Source organism: Pseudactinotalea sp. Z1732, assembly GCF_049724975.1.
GTDB lineage: Bacteria > Actinomycetota > Actinomycetes > Actinomycetales > Beutenbergiaceae > CALKWS01.
This window is the reverse complement of record NZ_JBMPQC010000001.1, coordinates 319,167-334,137: the sequence shown is the minus strand read 5'-3', so window position 1 is coordinate 334,137 and position 14,971 is coordinate 319,167. Positions and strand designations below refer to the sequence as shown.

The following is a 14,971-nucleotide window of genomic DNA, read 5'->3' as shown; positions in this document are numbered from 1 at the left end:
GGGGGAACCGTTTCTCCACTCGGGACACCCAGGAGGTGGGCCACGGTGGAATTCGTACTCGTGCTACTGCTCGTGATCGTCGTCATCCTGGTGATCTGGGCGATCACGATGTACAACCGGCTGGTGCGCCTGCGGAACCTGGTGCAGGAGGCGTGGCGCCAGATCGACGTCGAACTGCACCGGCGTTATGACCTCATCCCCAACCTGGTGGAGACGGTCAAGGGCTACGCCGTGCACGAGCGATCGGTGTTCGAGGAAGTCACCCAGGCTCGCGCGCAGGCCGCCACACCGGGAGCCTCCCCGGGCCAGCAGGCCGCGCAGGAGGACATCCTGTCCAACGCCCTGGGCCGCCTGTTCGCGGTGGCGGAGAACTACCCGCAACTGCGTGCCGCAGAGAACTTCCTGCAGTTGCAGAACGAACTGACCAACACCGAGGACCGGATCGCCGCCGGGCGCCGCTTCTACAACGCCAACGTGCGCACGCTGAACACCAAGGTGGAGGTGTTCCCCTCCAACATCATCGCCGGCATGTTCAACTTCGTGCGCGCTGAGTACTTCGAGGCCAACAACCCCGCGGTGCGGGCGGTACCGAACGTCTCGTTCTCTGATTCCCAGGGCAACCTGGGTGGCTACGGGCAGGGCCAGGCGCCCCAGCAGCAGGGTGGCCTGGCACAGCCCTCTCACGGCGGTCAGCCCGGAGCATTCCAGCCCGGTCAGGGCGGTGGCCGGCCCGGCTACTTCCAGCAAGGTCAGCAAGCGCCGCCCCCACACGCGGGTCAGCCGGGTCAGCACGGTGGGCACGGTGGGCACGGTCAGGCGCCCGGCCAACCGTCGCAGCCGGGCGGGCAGCCCCCGCAGCCGGGTCAACCCCCGCAGCCGGGTCAACCGCCGCAGCCCGGCGGGCAGCACCCGGACCAGGGCCAGCCCGGTTCGGGCGGCTACCCGAACTCACCGCCCCCAACCCAGGGCTGACCTGACCTGCACTGCGGGTCGACCTGCACCGCGGGCTGAAGGCGGACCGCGCCGGCTGACGACGGTGCCCCGCGAGCCGGGTGACCGGGGGTATGCGAGGCTGGGTTACCCGAGCCGTTCCAGTAGCGCCGCGATGTCGTCGTGCACCTCGCTGGGCCGGTAGGGGAAGCGTTCGATCTCCTCGGGCCGAGTGGAGCCGGACAGCACCAGGAAGGTACGCAAACCGGCCTCCATCCCCGCCACGATGTCGGTATCCATCCGGTCCCCGATCATCGCGGTGTGCTCGGAGTGGGCATCGATCCGGTTCAGCGCGGTCCGGATCATCACCGGGTTCGGCTTGCCCACGAAGTAGGGCTCGCGCCCGGTGGCCGCGGTGATCATCGCCGCCACCGATCCGGTGGCCGGGATCGGTCCCTGCCCGGAGGGTCCGGTCACGTCGGGGTTCGTGGCGATGAACCGTGACCCGGAGCTGACCAGCCGGATCGCCCGCGTGATCGCCTCGAAGGAGTAGGTGCGCGTCTCCCCGAGCACCACGAAGTCCGGGTCGGTGTCGGTGAGGGTGTAGCCCTTCTCGTACAGCGCCGTGGTCAGCCCGGCCTCGCCGATGGCGTACGCGCTGCCCTCGGGGATCTGGTCGGCCAGGAAGGTGGCGGTGGCCAGCGCCGAGGTCCAGATGTGGGTCTCCTCCACCTCGATCCCGGTGGCGCGCAGCCGCGCGGCCAGATCCCGCGGGGTGAAGATCGAGTTGTTGGTGAGGATCTGGAACGGGATGTCCTTGTCCCGCAGCGCGGCGATGAACTCCGCAGCACCCGGCAGAGCGTGCTCCTCATGGACCAGCACGCCGTCCATGTCGGTCAGCCAGTTCGAAATCCGTTCACCCACCGCGCTCGCCTCTCAGATCGGGCCGGCCAGGTCCTCGCTGCGCGCTGAGTGACCGCTTCCGGCTTCTTGCCCCAGCCTAGCGAGCCCGCCACGGCGCGCGATGCGCACGCACACACGCCCGCCTCCGCCCACCCCCGCTCCCGCTCATGCCCGCCCGGTTGCCCTCGGCCCCGCAGGCATGCCCGCCCGGTTGCCCTCGGCCCCGCCACGCTTCCGCCCGGCCCCGCGCCACCGCCCGCCCCGCCCCCGCCACGCTTCCGCCCGGCCCCGCGCCACCGCCCGCCCCGCCCCCGCGCCACAACCATCCAATCGGTCGGTTGTAGCGGCTGAACGAGCCCACCGGTCACCCTAACTGACCAATTGGATGGTTCCGGCGCGTTGGATGCCGGGGCGGGGGAGGTGAGCGGGGCGGGGGAGGCGACCCGGGGCGGGGAGGTGACCGGGGCGGGGCGCGAATGGAGGCCGGGGAGCGGGGATACTGGGGTGGTGGAGCACGACCAGGACCAGGGGTATGGGCCGACCGATGCAGGCGGCCCCGGAGGCGTGCCCGTGACCGGTGCAGAGCCGGGACGCGAAACCGAGGTGCAGCCGGAGCACCGGCCCGAGGGGCAGCGCCGAGCGCAGCCGGAGCACCCCGACGCCGAGTTGGGGCCGCCGGTCGAACAGGGCGTCGGGCCGTGGCCGGGAGGACCTGATGCCTGGCCGGAGGGGGACCACTACGACCCCGACCTGCTCGCCCGCGGGGACCGGCGCAACGTCGTCGATGCCTACCGGTACTGGCGCCTGGAGGCGATCGTGGCGGACCTGGACACCACCCGCCACGGCTTCCACGTGGCCATCGAGAACTGGGGCCGGGACTTCAACATCGGCTCGGTGGTGCGCAGTGCGAACGCCTTCGGGGCCGCCGCCGTCCATATCGTGGGTCGACGACGGTGGAACCGTCGCGGCGCCATGGTGACCGACCGGTACCAGCACGTCCACCATCACCCCGACATCGAGCACCTGGTGGCCTGGGCCGCCGAACGGACTCTGCCCGTCATCGGCATCGACAACCTGCCCGGCTCGGTGCCGCTGGAGCACCGGAGGCTCCCGCGGGAGTGCGTGCTGCTGTTCGGTGAGGAACAGGCCGGCCTGAGTCCGGCCGCGCAACGGGCCAGCACCGAGATCGTGCACATCACCCAGTATGGCTCCACCCGCTCCATCAACGCCGGCGCCGCAGCCGCGGTGGCGATGTACCACTGGGCCCTGCAGCACGCCCGGGTGCCCGAGCCCCAGCAGTAGACGTCGCCGGAGCGCTCCGACGCCTACTACCGCGCCTCCGTCCGGCACACCCCCGCCGCGCTGCCGACGTCGCGTTACTCCCGGCGCCGCACCGCCGCCCTGTCCCGTCCAGCACCCAGCGTCGGAGGTCGCATCGCGCCCGGCGGTTGCGTCGTCGTCGGCCCTCAGCCCGGCCACGGCCGGCCCTCGTCTTCATCCCGAATCCGGCATCGGGGCCGATCCGTGGAAGACTGGAGCGGCTGGTGCTTCGCCCGGCGCAGACGCGCGTCCCCCCGGGGCGCCCAGATGAGAATCGCAGACGAACAGGAGATAGCAATGGGTATTGCCACCCCTGAGGTGTACGCGGAGATGATCGACCGCGCCAAGGCGGGCTCGTTCGCCTACCCCGCGGTGAACGTGACCTCCTCCCAGACCCTGACCGCGGCCCTGCGTGGGTTCGCCGAGGCAGAGAGCGACGGCATCATCCAGGTGTCGGTGGGCGGTGCCGAGTACGCCTCCGGATCCACCATCAAGGACAGGGTGGCCGGTTCGCTGGCGATGGCCGCCTACGCCCACGAGGTCGCCAAGAACTACCCGGTCACCATCGCCCTGCACACCGACCACTGCGCCAAGGAGAACCTGGACTCCTGGGTTCGCCCGCTGATGGAGATCGAGGCCAAGCAGGTTGCCGATGGTGGCCTGCCCTCCTTCCAGTCGCACATGTGGGACGGCTCGGCGGTGCCGCTGGATGAGAACCTGCAGATCGCCTCCGAGCTCCTGGAGAAGGCGCAGGCGGCGAACATCATCCTGGAGATCGAGGTCGGCGTGGTCGGCGGCGAGGAGGACGGCGTCGCCCACGAGATCAACGAGAAGCTCTACACCACCGTGGAGGACGGCCTGGCCACCGTGCGGGCGCTGGGGATCGGGGAGAAGGGTCGCTACATGACCGCCCTGACCTTCGGCAACGTGCACGGGGTGTACAAGCCCGGCCACGTCAAACTACGTCCGGAACTCCTCGGTGAGATCCAGCAGGCGGTTGGTGCCGAGGTCGGTCGGGACAAGCCGTTCGACCTGGTGTTCCACGGCGGCTCGGGCTCGACCGCCGAGGAGATCGCCACCGCGGTGGACCACGGGGTGATCAAGATGAACATCGACACCGACACCCAGTACGCCTTCACCCGTCCGGTGGTGACGCACATGTTCCACAACTACGACGGTGTGCTGAAGGTCGACGGCGACGTGGGTAACAAGAAGGCCTACGACCCGCGCGCCTGGGGCAAGCTCGCCGAGGCCGGTATGGCCGATCGGATCGTGCAGGCCTGCCAGGAGTTGCGTTCGGCGGGCCAGAAGCTCAACTGAGCCGGCGCGTCATGACGGCGCGGTGTGCCGGGGACACACCCGGGGCGCCGCGCCGTTGCGCTGTGCCCAAGACCTGTGAGACCGGTGAACTGCCCGTGCGAACGGGGGGATGCGGCGCCGGTTTGCCGCACCCGACTGGTCTCGGCGATGAGGTGGGGCGACGCTGTGGCGGGATGGGACATCGGCGACGGCGGAGGGACGGGACGCCTGCGGGCGGCGGTCAGGCGATGGCATCCGGTGGGTCGTCGTCGGGCCGGCGGGGCAACGGGATGGCGCCGCCGTGATCGTCCCCACTGGTGTCGACCACCTCGACCAACTCCCCGATCCGGGTGACCTCCAGCAGGAACGTCAGCACTTCCGGGGGGTTGAGGATCTGCACCCGGCCCGGAGTACGGCTGGCCAGGCGGGCCAGCAGCGCGACCCCGGAGGAGTCGATGAAGGTCACGTGCCTGGCATCCACCTGGGTGGGCACTCCGGCCGCCTCGGCCTCGGCGACGGCGTCGGTCAGTTCGGCGCTGACGGAGACATCGACCTCACCGCTGAGCACGATGCGGGTACGGTCGGACTCGAGCAGCGTGTGCACACTGCCGCGCTCACCGCGCGGGTGCTCCTCGCCACTGTTAACGTCGGCCAAGGTCAGCCTCCAGGTGCGGTTCGGTCGAACGGGTGCGGAACGGACGCGATCGGTGCGTACCACGGATCAGACCATGTCGTGACATGCGAGACAAGGAGCCCTCCCACGATGGGACCCGATGCAACCTCCGAGGCTACCGAATCTGTCGAGATGGTGCAGGCCACGGCTCGGGAGGACGCCGTCCGGGCCCTGCTGGAGGGCGATTTCGCTATCGGTGTCTGGGACCGGCACGGAGGCGCGTTCCGAGCGGTCTGGGTGAACGAGGCATTCACCGAGGTGACCGGGTACACCCTGCAGCGAGCGCAGGCACTCGGGGAGGGCATCCTGCGCCCGGGGTACCGTGCCGTGATCGCCGAGCAGGTTGACGAAGTGGGCCCGCAGTCGGACCCCTTGCACACGTCCCTACCGATCCGCACCACGGACGGGGAGGACCTGGACGTCCCCGTCACGCTCACGGTCCGGCACGACCCGGAGACCGGGGAGGCACGGCGGCTGATCTTCGTTCAGCGCCAGGCCGCCACCACTGCTGAGCAGTTGCTGCCCGAGCACCACTCCCGCCGGGCGCTGGAGGTGGTGGCCAAGATCTCGGAGATCCTGGTCGACTTCGACGAACCGATGGCCCTGAGTGCCATTGCCAGGATGGTCGGGCGCCGGATGCACATCTGGTGCGGTTTCGTCGTCGACGACGGCCTGTTGCGGATGTCGGAGGACATCACCGAGCACGTGCGGGTACGCCACGTGGGGGTGGCCCGCGGGCGCACCAGCGCCGACCTGGCCGACCCGGTGGCACGCCTGCTGTCGCGGGAGCGGATCGAGTCGCTGAACCTCCCGCTGGACGGGCGGCACCCGTCTGGTTCGGCGGCCGCCCAACTGATCGATCTGGTCCGCCGGCAGTTGCCCGAGGACGCACGCGATGGCCGGGTGCACGTCTTTCCGCTGCTGGGTCGGGGCCGCACGCTGGGTTTGATGACGGCGGTGCCGCACGGTGAGGTCGAGCACAGCGAGGAACTGCAGACGGTGCTCTACCTGTGCGCCCGGCGGGTGGGGATGGCCCTGGACAACGCCGAGCTGCACCAGGGCGAGCACCAACTGGTCGAGACCCTGCAGCGGGCGATGCTGCCCGAGTCCGACCCGATCAGTGCGCTGGACGTGTGGACCTACTACGCCCCCAGTTCGGAGCACGCCCAGGTAGGCGGTGACTGGTATGACGTGATGAGCCTGCCCGATGACGCGGTGGTGCTGGTGATCGGAGACGTGGCCGGGCACGATATCGAGGCCGCCGCGGCGATGGGACAGTTGCGTTCGGTGGTGCGGGCTTTCGCCGCGGACCTGCATGACCCCGGTGAGGTCCTTTCCCGGGTGGACCGGATCGTGGACTCAATGCGGATCGGCCGGGTGGCCTCGCTGACCTACTCCATCCTCACCCCGATTGACGGCGGCGGTGACTGGGAGTTGCGGTACAGCCGTGCCGGGCACCTACCGGGCTTGCTGATCAGCGATGGTGAGGTGCGGCAACTCGATGGGGCCGGCGGCAGGCTGGTCGGCTTCGGGGCCACCACGCGCCAGAGCGCGACCGAGCGCCTGCGGCCCGGGGACGTGCTGGTGCTCTATACCGACGGTCTTGTCGAGCGTCGCGACCGTCCGCTGCCCCAGGGCCTGGGTGTACTGACCGAGGTGCTCGATCGGGCCGAGGCCCGCGATGCGGCGATGGTCGGGGAACTCCTCGTTCGCGAACTCGCCGAATCCCCCGAGGATGATGTGGCCGTGGTGGTGATGCGCGTTCCGGAACCGGTGGAGGAGAGCCCCGCTCCGGTCCGGGTGCGGCATTGGCGGTTCCCCGGGGTGAAGGAGTCGGTCCGACTGGCCCGCAAGGCCGCTCAGAAGACCTGCCAGGCGTGGGACCTGGCGGTGGCCGAGTCGGTGGAACTGGTGGTCTCCGAACTCGTCGCCAACGCGGTGCTGCACGGCAGTGGGCCGGTGATGGTGAATCTGGTGGACACCGGTGAGGGCGTACGGGTGGAGGTCGCCGATGAGAACCCGATGCCGCCGGTCCCGCTGGAGGTGCACCCGGCCCGGGTGGGCGGATACGGGATGCACATCGTGGCCCGGCTCGCCGACTGGGGCTGGCGGCCCTCCGGTGCCGGCAAGGTGGTGTGGGCCCGGATCGACCCGGCCCCGGAGCAGCGGGGGCTGTAGCCGGCCTGACCAGCTACGCCGGCCACGCCACGCCGGCTCGGCGTCGCTGCTCGTGCCTGAGCCGTCAACCGGTCGGCGAGCCGCACCGCGAGGCCCCTGACCGGTGCTGCGCGGGGTCGTCTCAGCGTCGCTTCTTGGCCAGGTCGAACAGGCCCAATCCGCCACGCACATCAAGCAGGAACATGTCCCGGGAGGAAGCGTTGCGCAACCGGATCCGCCCGGCCCGTCGGCGCACCGCGTGCGCCAACTTCAACAGGGTGCTCACCCCGGTGGAGTCCATGAACTCCAGATCGGCCAGGTCCACGATCACATCGTCGGCTCCGTCGACCTGAAGGCGATCGAGGACGGCTTCGGCCTCGGCGCGGCAGCGCAGATCCAGGTCCCCACTCACGGTGAGGACCGTGGTGCCGTGATCGGCACGTACCGTCAGGTGCTCAGCGGGTGGTGCCATGAGGGTTTCAGAGTAGGTCCGAGCGCGACGACCCGCATCCGGAGCCGGGGTGATGGGAGACTGATCCCATGCGTGAGAATCTGCTCGGTGGGCCCGAGCCCACTTACCTGCCCCAGGACCACCCCGATGTGCCCGCCCGCGCGGCCGTGGCTGCCGGCACCCCGCCGGTGCAGGTCGCCGCGGAGTACCCGGCGGCCTCCTACCCCTGGGCGCTGCTGGCTCGCGAGGCCCTGGCAGCCGGTGAGACGGTCGCCGCCTACGCCTTCGCCCGCACCGGCTACCACCGCGGCCTGGATGCGCTGCGCCGGGCCGGATGGCGCGGGCACGGGCCGATCCCGGCCACCCACGAACCCAACCAGGGCTTCCTGATGGCGCTGGTGGCGCTGGCCACCGCCGCTGAGCGGATCGGGGAGGACGAGGAGGCCCAGCGGTGCCGCACCTTCGCCACCGACTCCGACCCGGCTGCACTGGAACTGTGAACCACTAACCTGCTACCGGTCGCACCCATCGGAACCGGTCCAGCGACCGGCTCGGCGGCCGGAACATGAACGAAAGGGACAATCGATGCCCGCAGTGGTGGTGCTCGGCGCTCAATGGGGCGACGAGGGTAAGGGGAAGGCGACCGACCAACTCGGTTCGCGCGTGGACTACGTGGTGAAGTTCAATGGCGGCAACAACGCCGGGCACACCGTGGTGGTCGGTGCGGAGAAGTACGCGCTGCACCTGCTGCCCTCGGGCATCCTGTCACCGGGCTGCACCCCGGTGATCGGGAACGGCGTCGTGGTGGACCTGGAGGTCCTGTTCGATGAACTCGAGGGACTGAACGCCCGCGGTGTGGACACCTCCAAACTGCTGGTCTCCTCCTCGGCACACGTCATCCCCTCCTACAACCGCACCATGGACAAGGTCACCGAACGGTTCCTGGGCAAACGCCAGATCGGCACCACCGGACGCGGCATCGGGCCGACCTACGCCGACAAGATGAACCGCGTGGGCATCCGTGTCTCCGACCTGTTCGACGCCAAGATCCTGCGCGAGAAGGTCGAGGGCGCCCTGGACCAGAAGAACCAGATCCTGGTGAAGATCTACAACCGCCGAGCCGCGGAGATCGACGAGGTGGTCGATGAACTCCTCGCCCACGCCGAGCGGGTGCGCCCGATGGTGGCCGACACCTCACTGGTACTGAACCAGGCCCTGGACGCCGGCCGGACGGTGGTGTTCGAGGCTGGGCAGGCCACCATGCTGGACGTGGACCACGGCACCTATCCGTTCGTGACCTCCTCCTCGGCCACCGCCGGCGGGGTGTGCACCGGCGCCGGTATCGGCCCCACCCGCATCGACCGGATCGTCGGGGTCATCAAGGCCTACACCACCCGGGTGGGCGAGGGCCCCTTCCCCACCGAACTGCACGACGACGACGGGGAGTACCTGCGCAAGACCGGTGGTGAGTTCGGGGTCACCACGGGCCGCCCGCGACGCACCGGCTGGTACGACGCGGTCATCGCCCGGTACTCCTCCCGCGTCAACGGGCTGACCGACCTGGTGCTGACCAAACTCGACGTGCTGACCGGCCTGGAGAAGGTGCCGGTCTGCGTGGCCTATGACGTCGACGGGGTGCGGCACACCGAGATGCCGGTGAACCAGTCCGACTTCCACCACGCCACTCCGGTGTATGAGGAGTTGGACGGCTGGATCGAGGACATCAGCACCGCCCGCACCTTCGCGGAACTACCGGAGAACGCCCAGCGCTACGTGCTGGCCCTGGAGGAGATGTCGGGCACCCGCATCTCCGCCGTGGGGGTGGGACCGGACCGGGAGGCCACCATCGTGCGTCACGACCTCCTGGGCTGAGCCCGGCCCTGCACGCCGTGACCGCCCGCTCCCACGGCCCGTTGCGTTCAGAACTCGGGCCGGTCGGCGCCGCGCCGTCGCCCGAACCGGCGGCTACGAGGCGCGTTCACCAGACCTTCCTCGAGCAGCGTCTCGGAGACCTCCTGGGTGAGTTCGCGGCGCACCATGCGGCGCTGGATGCGCAGTGTCTGCTCTCGCTGGGCCCGGAACTCCCGCACGATCGAGAACACCATCAGGATCATCACCACCGAGAAGGGCAGCGCGATGATGATCGCCACGTCCTGCAACGCCCCGAGTGCCGACTCCTCGAGTTCGGGATCACCTGCGGCCGCCGCCAGCCCCGCCAGCAGCAGCGCCATGGCCACGAGCCCCTCGATCACCGACCACAGCACCCGGCTCCAGCTGGGCGGCTCCACCATCCCTCCGGAGGCGAGCATGTCCACCACGAGGGAGCCGGAGTCGGAGGAGGTGATGAAGAACAGCGTGATCAGCAGGATGACCAGGCCCGCGACCACCGTGCCACCGGGGAAGCCCTGCAGGAAGGTGAAGAGCACCCCTTCGGTGTCCACCGCCCCGTCGGTGACCAGACCGCCCTCGAGCCGTTCCCGCAGCACCGCCCCGCCGCCGAGCACGGTGAACCAGAGGATGGAGAACAGCGCGGGGACAAGCAGCACCCCGAGCACGAACTCGCGCACGGTTCGGCCGCGGGAGATGCGGGCGATGAAGACCCCCACGAAGGGCGCCCAGGAGATCCACCAGCCCCAGTAGAAGGCGGTCCACCAGCCTTGCCACTCCAGGGCCGCGGGTCCGATGGACGCGGCGGTGTTGAAACTCAGATCGATGAACGAGGCGACGTAGGCGCCGATGCCCTCGATGTACTGGCGCAGGAAGAACAGCGTGGGCCCGAACACGAACACGAAGGTCAGCAGGCCCAGGGCCATCCCCATGTTGATGCGGGAGAGCCACTTGATGCCCTTCTTCACCCCGGTGACCACGGAGACGATCGCAGCGGCGGTGATGATCCCGATCAGCACCACGTAGACCAGTGCGAGTGAGGAATCGGCGTCGAGTACGTCCAGGAACGTCAGGCCCGCGGCGATCTGCATCACGCCCAGGCCCAGGGACGTTGCCACCCCGAAGATGGTGCCGACGACGGCGATCACGTCGATCGCATCACCCGTCCAGCCCCGGACCCGGTCACCCAGCAAGGGCTGCAAGGTCCACCGCAACGAGATCGGGCGGCGCTTGACGTGCACTGCGTAGGCCACCGCGAGACCGACGACGACGTAGATCGCCCAGGGGTGCAGGCCCCAGTGCAGGAACGTGACCGCCAGGGAGGCCTCGGCCGCCTCGGCGGGATTGTCCTCGGGCGCACCGAAGATCGGATAGCTGGCGGTGTCGGCGAAGTGGTTGAGGGGTTCGGCCACGCCCCAGAACACCAGCCCGATGCCCATACCGGCGGCGAACAGCATCGCCAGCCAGGTGGGCAGGGTGAATTCGGCCTTCTCGTCGTCGCGCCCGAGTTTGATGTCCCCGTAGTGGCTCAATCCCACCCACAGCGAGAACACCACGAACGCCGTCACGACCAGGGCGTAGTACCAACCCACTCCCTGGATGACCACTTCCCGGACGTTGCCGAGCGTCTCCCCGGCGCTCAGCGGGGCCAGGACGGCCCAGAGCACGAACGCCAGGATGATGCCCATCGCGGGGAGGAACACCCGGGGTTGCACGGAGGTGTACCACGGTCGGTCCGGGTCGTGAACCGGCGCCTGGATCTCCGGTTCGCCGCCGACCGTGGCTGGGGGCGAGGTTGACATCGTTGTGCCCTTCTTGTCGCCTGCATCGGTCCGTCACCGACCGTATCGGGTTCGTCCAGGACTGCGATCCCAGGGAGCGCGGGCCCGGGCCGGACCGGTGCGGGACGACCCGGGCCAGGGCGGGTAGTCTTGACGACCGTGAAGATTCTGCTCATCGGCGCCGGTGCCCGCGAACATGCTCTCGGCCGGGCGTTGCGCAACGACCCGTCGGTGTCCGAGGTGTTCGCCGCGCCGGGCAATCCGGGGATCGCGCAGGTGGCCACCACGTTCGAGGTGGATATGCTCGACGGCTCTGCGGTGGCGCGACTGGCCACGGAACTCGGTGTGGACCTGGTGGTGATCGGGCCGGAGGCCCCGCTGGTGGCCGGCGTCGCCGATGCGGTGCGCGAGGCCGGGATCGCCGTGTTCGGCCCCGGCAAGGAGGCGGCACGGCTGGAGGGGTCGAAGGCGTTCGCCAAACAGGTCATGGCTGACGCCGGGGTGCCCACCGCGATGGCACACGTGTGCATGACCGCCGCCGAGGTGGAGGCCGCGATGGCGGACTTCGGCGCCCCGCACGTGATCAAGGACGACGGACTGGCCGCCGGCAAGGGGGTGGTGGTCACCGGTGACCGTCTCGCGGCGCTCGCCCACGCGCAGGGTTGCCTGGGCAAGCCGGGCGGGGCGATCGTGGTGGAGGAGTTCCTGGACGGTCCGGAGATCTCCCTGTTCTGTCTGTCCGACGGCAGGACCGTGGTGCCGCTTGCGCCCGCGCAGGACTTCAAACGGCTGGGCGACGGCGACGCCGGGCCGAACACCGGCGGCATGGGGGCCTACTCCCCGCTGCCTTGGGCGCCCGCGGACCTGGTGGAGCAGGTGGTGGAGCGGGTCGCCCAGCCCGCGGTCGATGAACTGGCGCGCCGCGGCACCCCCTTCGTCGGCTTGCTCTACTGCGGCCTGGCGATGACCTCGCGCGGGATCCGCGTGATCGAGTTCAACGCCCGCTTCGGTGACCCCGAGACCCAGGTGGTCCTGGCCCGGCTGGACTCCCCGCTGGCCACGGTGCTGCACGCCACCGCGACCGGCACCCTGGACCGGATCCCGCCGCTGCGCTGGTCCGAGGAGGCCGCTGTCACGGTGGTGCTGGCCTGCCCGGGTTACCCGGAGGGGCCCACCCTCGGTTCGGCGATCAACGGCGTGGCCGAGGCCGAACAGGTTCCGGGCGTGCACGTGCTGCACGCCGGTACCGTGACCGACGACGCCGGCGCGCTGGTCTCCGCGGGGGGCCGGGTGCTGTCCGTGGTGGGGACCGGTGCGGACCTGGCCGTGGCGCGCCAGCGGGCCTATGAGGCCATGACCCGGATCGATCTGGAGGGGTGTCTGTTTCGCACCGACATCGCCGCCCCGGAGCGACTGCCGGTGGGCTGAGCCCACTCAGTCGACCGGCTGGACCTGCAGTAGCACCCCGGTGCGGACCAGGTCCCGCAACCCCTGGTGCCGGGCGCCCTCGACGCGGAACCGGATCCCGCCGCCGGGCTGATCGAACCAGGGCGGCACGATCTCGGCCTGGACCTCTACCGGCGCCGCGGCCATCAGGACCACCTGGCCGGCGCCGGGCCCGCCCGCGCCCTCCGGCAGGGACCGGTGCGGCCAGGGCGTCTGCCAGGGGAAGAAGTACAGCCCGTCCAGCACCCCGATCCGGTCGAACGGCACCCCGGCGGCCAGGTTGGTGATGATCCCACCCGGTCCGGCGCGCTCCAGCCGACCGCGCAGCTCGGCGTAGGCGGACTGGGCGGCCCGGGCGCGCTCGGCGAGTTCGGCCCGGGACACCGGCGTGGGCGCCGGCAGCGGCTGGTGCACGTAGTCCCACACCGCCCGGCAGCCCAGTTCTTCGGTGGAGTACTCGGCGATGAACTCGTGCTGTCCGTAGTCGATGATCTGCAACGAGTAGTGCGCGCTGGAGTGACGCACCAGCGTCACGGTGCCCTCGAAGGGTGCCACGTCGCTGCCGGGCAGGGCCACCCCGCCGGCGGGGAAACCCGCCCGATCCAGGGCCTGGCGCAACCGGGCGGTCTCATCGCCGGCGACCACCTGCACGGCCAGCCATGGCAGCAGGTGGTTGCGATCGCGGGGGTAGCGGCGCAGGTCCGCGGCCCAGCGCGCCTCATCCGGTACCGGCGTGCCGCCGGGACGCCCCAGCATGGAGCCACCGGGGGAGTTCCAGTACGGGCGCTGGGTGTAGTTGAAGTGCAGCGACGGCTGTCCGCCGGTGAGGCGCACCACCGCCGACAGCCATGTCCCGGTGCCGGGCCGGGCCATCAGCGCCCGCAACTGTGCCATCTGCACCGTGACCGGCTCGGGGACCGGCACCCGGGCCGCGCTCTGCTCGGTGCCCACCAGGAGTCGGCCGCTGTGGTGGGTGCCTGCCTGGGACCACTCCAGGTGCACTACCGTACGGGGGGAGGCCCCGTCGTCGTCGGCCTGTCCGCCCTCGGTATGCGCAGCCGCGCCCACGCCCCCCGCGTGCTCGGCGGCGACCCGCAGGTGCCCGATGACCGACTCCGCGAGTTCGCGTTCGCCGTCGGGCAGGTCTGCAGGGGTCATGACCGCATTATCATCGGCCGTGACCTGTCGATGCACACCTGGGGGTGATTGACTAAAGGGGTGCACACCAACGCCCCTGACCTGCCCGGCTGGCGCCACGTCTACTCCGGCAAGGTCCGAGACCTGTATGAACCCATCTCCGGGCCCCCCGACCGGGTGCTGGTGGTGGCCAGTGACCGGATCAGCGCCTATGACCACGTGCTGACCTCGACGATCCCGGACAAGGGGGCGGTGCTGACGGCGCTGAGCCTGTGGTGGTTCGAGCGGCTGGCCACGCTGGTGCCGAACCACGTGATCTCGGTGGAGGTGCCGGCCGCGGTGGCGGGCCGGGCGATGATCTGCCGGCGCCTGCAGATGTTCCCGGTGGAGTGCGTGGCCCGGGGCTACCTGACCGGTTCGGGCCTGGCCGAGTACACCCGCGACGGCACCGTGTGCGGTATCGAACTGCCCGAGGCGTTGGTGGACGGTTCGAAACTCCCCGAGCCGATCTTCACCCCGGCTACCAAGGCCCAGGTCGGGGAACACGATGAGAACGTCACCTTCGGCCAGGTCGCCCGCCTCATCGGCGACGACGACGCCGCACGGCTGCGCGACGTCACCCTGGCGGTGTACACCCACGCCGAGGGGATCGCCGCCGGGCGCGGGGTGATCCTGGCCGACACCAAACTGGAGTTCGGGCGGGACCCCGGCAGCGGTGCCCTGGTGCTCGGCGATGAGGTGCTCACCCCCGACTCCTCCCGGTACTGGCCCGCCGAGCACCACGAGCCTGGGCGCCCCCAGCCCAGTTTCGACAAGCAGTACGTCCGCGACTGGCTCACCTCCCCCGAATCCGGGTGGGACCGGGCCGGCACCGAGGCCCCGCCGCCGCTGCCCGAGGACGTCGTCGAACGCACCCGCCGGCGGTACCTGCACGCCTACGAGCGCGTCACCGGGCGGGCCTTCACCGCGGGATAGGATCGACCCCGG

Annotated in this window: 13 protein-coding genes; 8 read left to right on the top strand and 5 right to left on the bottom strand. The window is 70.3% G+C overall.

Annotated elements, in window-relative coordinates:
- Positions 1 to 45 precede the first annotated feature (45 nt).
- Complete coding sequence (locus tag ACPL7H_RS01605) at positions 46 to 972, top strand: LemA family protein (protein ID WP_424795416.1); 927 nt, start codon at positions 46 to 48, stop codon at positions 970 to 972.
- A 105-nt stretch (positions 973 to 1,077) separates the two neighbouring features.
- On the opposite strand, the gene ACPL7H_RS01600 is transcribed toward ACPL7H_RS01605, so the two are convergent.
- Positions 1,078 to 1,821 carry an HAD-IIA family hydrolase gene (locus tag ACPL7H_RS01600; RefSeq protein ID WP_424795787.1) on the bottom strand — a complete coding sequence of 248 codons (744 nt, stop codon included), beginning with the start codon at positions 1,819 to 1,821 and terminating at the stop codon, positions 1,078 to 1,080.
- A gap of 582 nt (positions 1,822 to 2,403) precedes the next feature.
- Between ACPL7H_RS01600 and ACPL7H_RS01595 the strand changes: the two genes are divergently transcribed.
- Together ACPL7H_RS01595 and fbaA are read left to right on the top strand one after the other, a co-directional pair.
- Positions 2,404 to 3,135 carry a TrmH family RNA methyltransferase gene (locus tag ACPL7H_RS01595; RefSeq protein ID WP_424795415.1) on the top strand — a complete coding sequence of 244 codons (732 nt, stop codon included), beginning with the start codon at positions 2,404 to 2,406 and terminating at the stop codon, positions 3,133 to 3,135.
- A gap of 315 nt (positions 3,136 to 3,450) precedes the next feature.
- A complete protein-coding gene (gene fbaA, locus ACPL7H_RS01590; protein ID WP_424795786.1) occupies positions 3,451 to 4,473 on the top strand; it encodes a class II fructose-bisphosphate aldolase in 1,023 nt (340 codons plus the stop codon).
- A 220-nt stretch (positions 4,474 to 4,693) separates the two neighbouring features.
- On the opposite strand, the gene ACPL7H_RS01585 is transcribed toward fbaA, so the two are convergent.
- The gene (locus tag ACPL7H_RS01585) at positions 4,694 to 5,107 is read right to left on the bottom strand and encodes an STAS domain-containing protein (RefSeq protein ID WP_424795414.1); all 414 of its coding nucleotides are present in this window, start codon (positions 5,105 to 5,107) and stop codon (positions 4,694 to 4,696) included.
- Positions 5,108 to 5,215: 108 nt separating this feature from the next.
- Between ACPL7H_RS01585 and ACPL7H_RS01580 the strand changes: the two genes are divergently transcribed.
- Positions 5,216 to 7,303 (top strand): SpoIIE family protein phosphatase, encoded by a 2,088-nt coding sequence (locus ACPL7H_RS01580; protein ID WP_424795413.1) that lies wholly within the window; start codon positions 5,216 to 5,218, stop codon positions 7,301 to 7,303.
- A 121-nt stretch (positions 7,304 to 7,424) separates the two neighbouring features.
- Here ACPL7H_RS01580 and ACPL7H_RS01575 read toward each other — a convergent pair whose 3' ends face one another.
- A complete protein-coding gene (locus ACPL7H_RS01575) occupies positions 7,425 to 7,754 on the bottom strand; it encodes an STAS domain-containing protein (protein ID WP_424795412.1) in 330 nt (109 codons plus the stop codon).
- A gap of 68 nt (positions 7,755 to 7,822) precedes the next feature.
- Here ACPL7H_RS01575 and ACPL7H_RS01570 point away from each other — a divergent pair, with 68 nt between their 5' ends.
- Positions 7,823 to 8,233: a DUF3151 domain-containing protein gene (locus ACPL7H_RS01570; RefSeq protein ID WP_424795411.1), complete on the top strand. Its 411-nt coding sequence runs from the start codon at positions 7,823 to 7,825 to the stop codon at positions 8,231 to 8,233.
- An 85-nt stretch (positions 8,234 to 8,318) separates the two neighbouring features.
- Complete coding sequence (locus tag ACPL7H_RS01565) at positions 8,319 to 9,605, top strand: adenylosuccinate synthase (RefSeq protein ID WP_424795410.1); 1,287 nt, start codon at positions 8,319 to 8,321, stop codon at positions 9,603 to 9,605.
- 47 nt (positions 9,606 to 9,652) lie between these two features.
- Here the strand turns inward: ACPL7H_RS01565 and ACPL7H_RS01560 are convergent, their stop codons facing one another.
- Complete coding sequence (locus ACPL7H_RS01560) at positions 9,653 to 11,422, bottom strand: BCCT family transporter (RefSeq protein WP_424795409.1); 1,770 nt, start codon at positions 11,420 to 11,422, stop codon at positions 9,653 to 9,655.
- A 138-nt stretch (positions 11,423 to 11,560) separates the two neighbouring features.
- Between ACPL7H_RS01560 and purD the strand changes: the two genes are divergently transcribed.
- Positions 11,561 to 12,829 carry a phosphoribosylamine--glycine ligase gene (gene purD / locus ACPL7H_RS01555; RefSeq protein WP_424795408.1) on the top strand — a complete coding sequence of 423 codons (1,269 nt, stop codon included), beginning with the start codon at positions 11,561 to 11,563 and terminating at the stop codon, positions 12,827 to 12,829.
- A gap of 6 nt (positions 12,830 to 12,835) precedes the next feature.
- On the opposite strand, the gene ACPL7H_RS01550 is transcribed toward purD, so the two are convergent.
- Entirely contained in the window at positions 12,836 to 14,005 is a 1,170-nt protein-coding gene (locus ACPL7H_RS01550; RefSeq protein WP_424795407.1) for a TNT domain-containing protein, read from the bottom strand.
- Positions 14,006 to 14,065: 60 nt separating this feature from the next.
- Between ACPL7H_RS01550 and ACPL7H_RS01545 the strand changes: the two genes are divergently transcribed.
- The gene (locus ACPL7H_RS01545) at positions 14,066 to 14,959 is read left to right on the top strand and encodes a phosphoribosylaminoimidazolesuccinocarboxamide synthase (RefSeq protein WP_424795406.1); all 894 of its coding nucleotides are present in this window, start codon (positions 14,066 to 14,068) and stop codon (positions 14,957 to 14,959) included.
- Positions 14,960 to 14,971: the final 12 nt, after the last annotated feature.

Excerpts from the sequence above, each read along its gene's own strand:
- ACPL7H_RS01565 (WP_424795410.1), top strand. The coding sequence starts at position 8,319 with ATGCCCGCAGTGGTGGTGCTCGGCGCTCAATGGGGCGACGAGGGTAAG.
- ACPL7H_RS01550 (WP_424795407.1), bottom strand. The coding sequence starts at position 14,005 with ATGACCCCTGCAGACCTGCCCGACGGCGAACGCGAACTCGCGGAGTCG.
- ACPL7H_RS01600 (WP_424795787.1), bottom strand. The coding sequence starts at position 1,821 with ATGGACGGCGTGCTGGTCCATGAGGAGCACGCTCTGCCGGGTGCTGCG.
- ACPL7H_RS01560 (WP_424795409.1), bottom strand. The coding sequence starts at position 11,422 with ATGTCAACCTCGCCCCCAGCCACGGTCGGCGGCGAACCGGAGATCCAG.
- ACPL7H_RS01575 (WP_424795412.1), bottom strand. The coding sequence starts at position 7,754 with ATGGCACCACCCGCTGAGCACCTGACGGTACGTGCCGATCACGGCACC.
- fbaA (WP_424795786.1), top strand. The coding sequence starts at position 3,451 with ATGGGTATTGCCACCCCTGAGGTGTACGCGGAGATGATCGACCGCGCC.
- ACPL7H_RS01580 (WP_424795413.1), top strand. The coding sequence starts at position 5,216 with ATGGGACCCGATGCAACCTCCGAGGCTACCGAATCTGTCGAGATGGTG.
- ACPL7H_RS01570 (WP_424795411.1), top strand. The coding sequence starts at position 7,823 with ATGCGTGAGAATCTGCTCGGTGGGCCCGAGCCCACTTACCTGCCCCAG.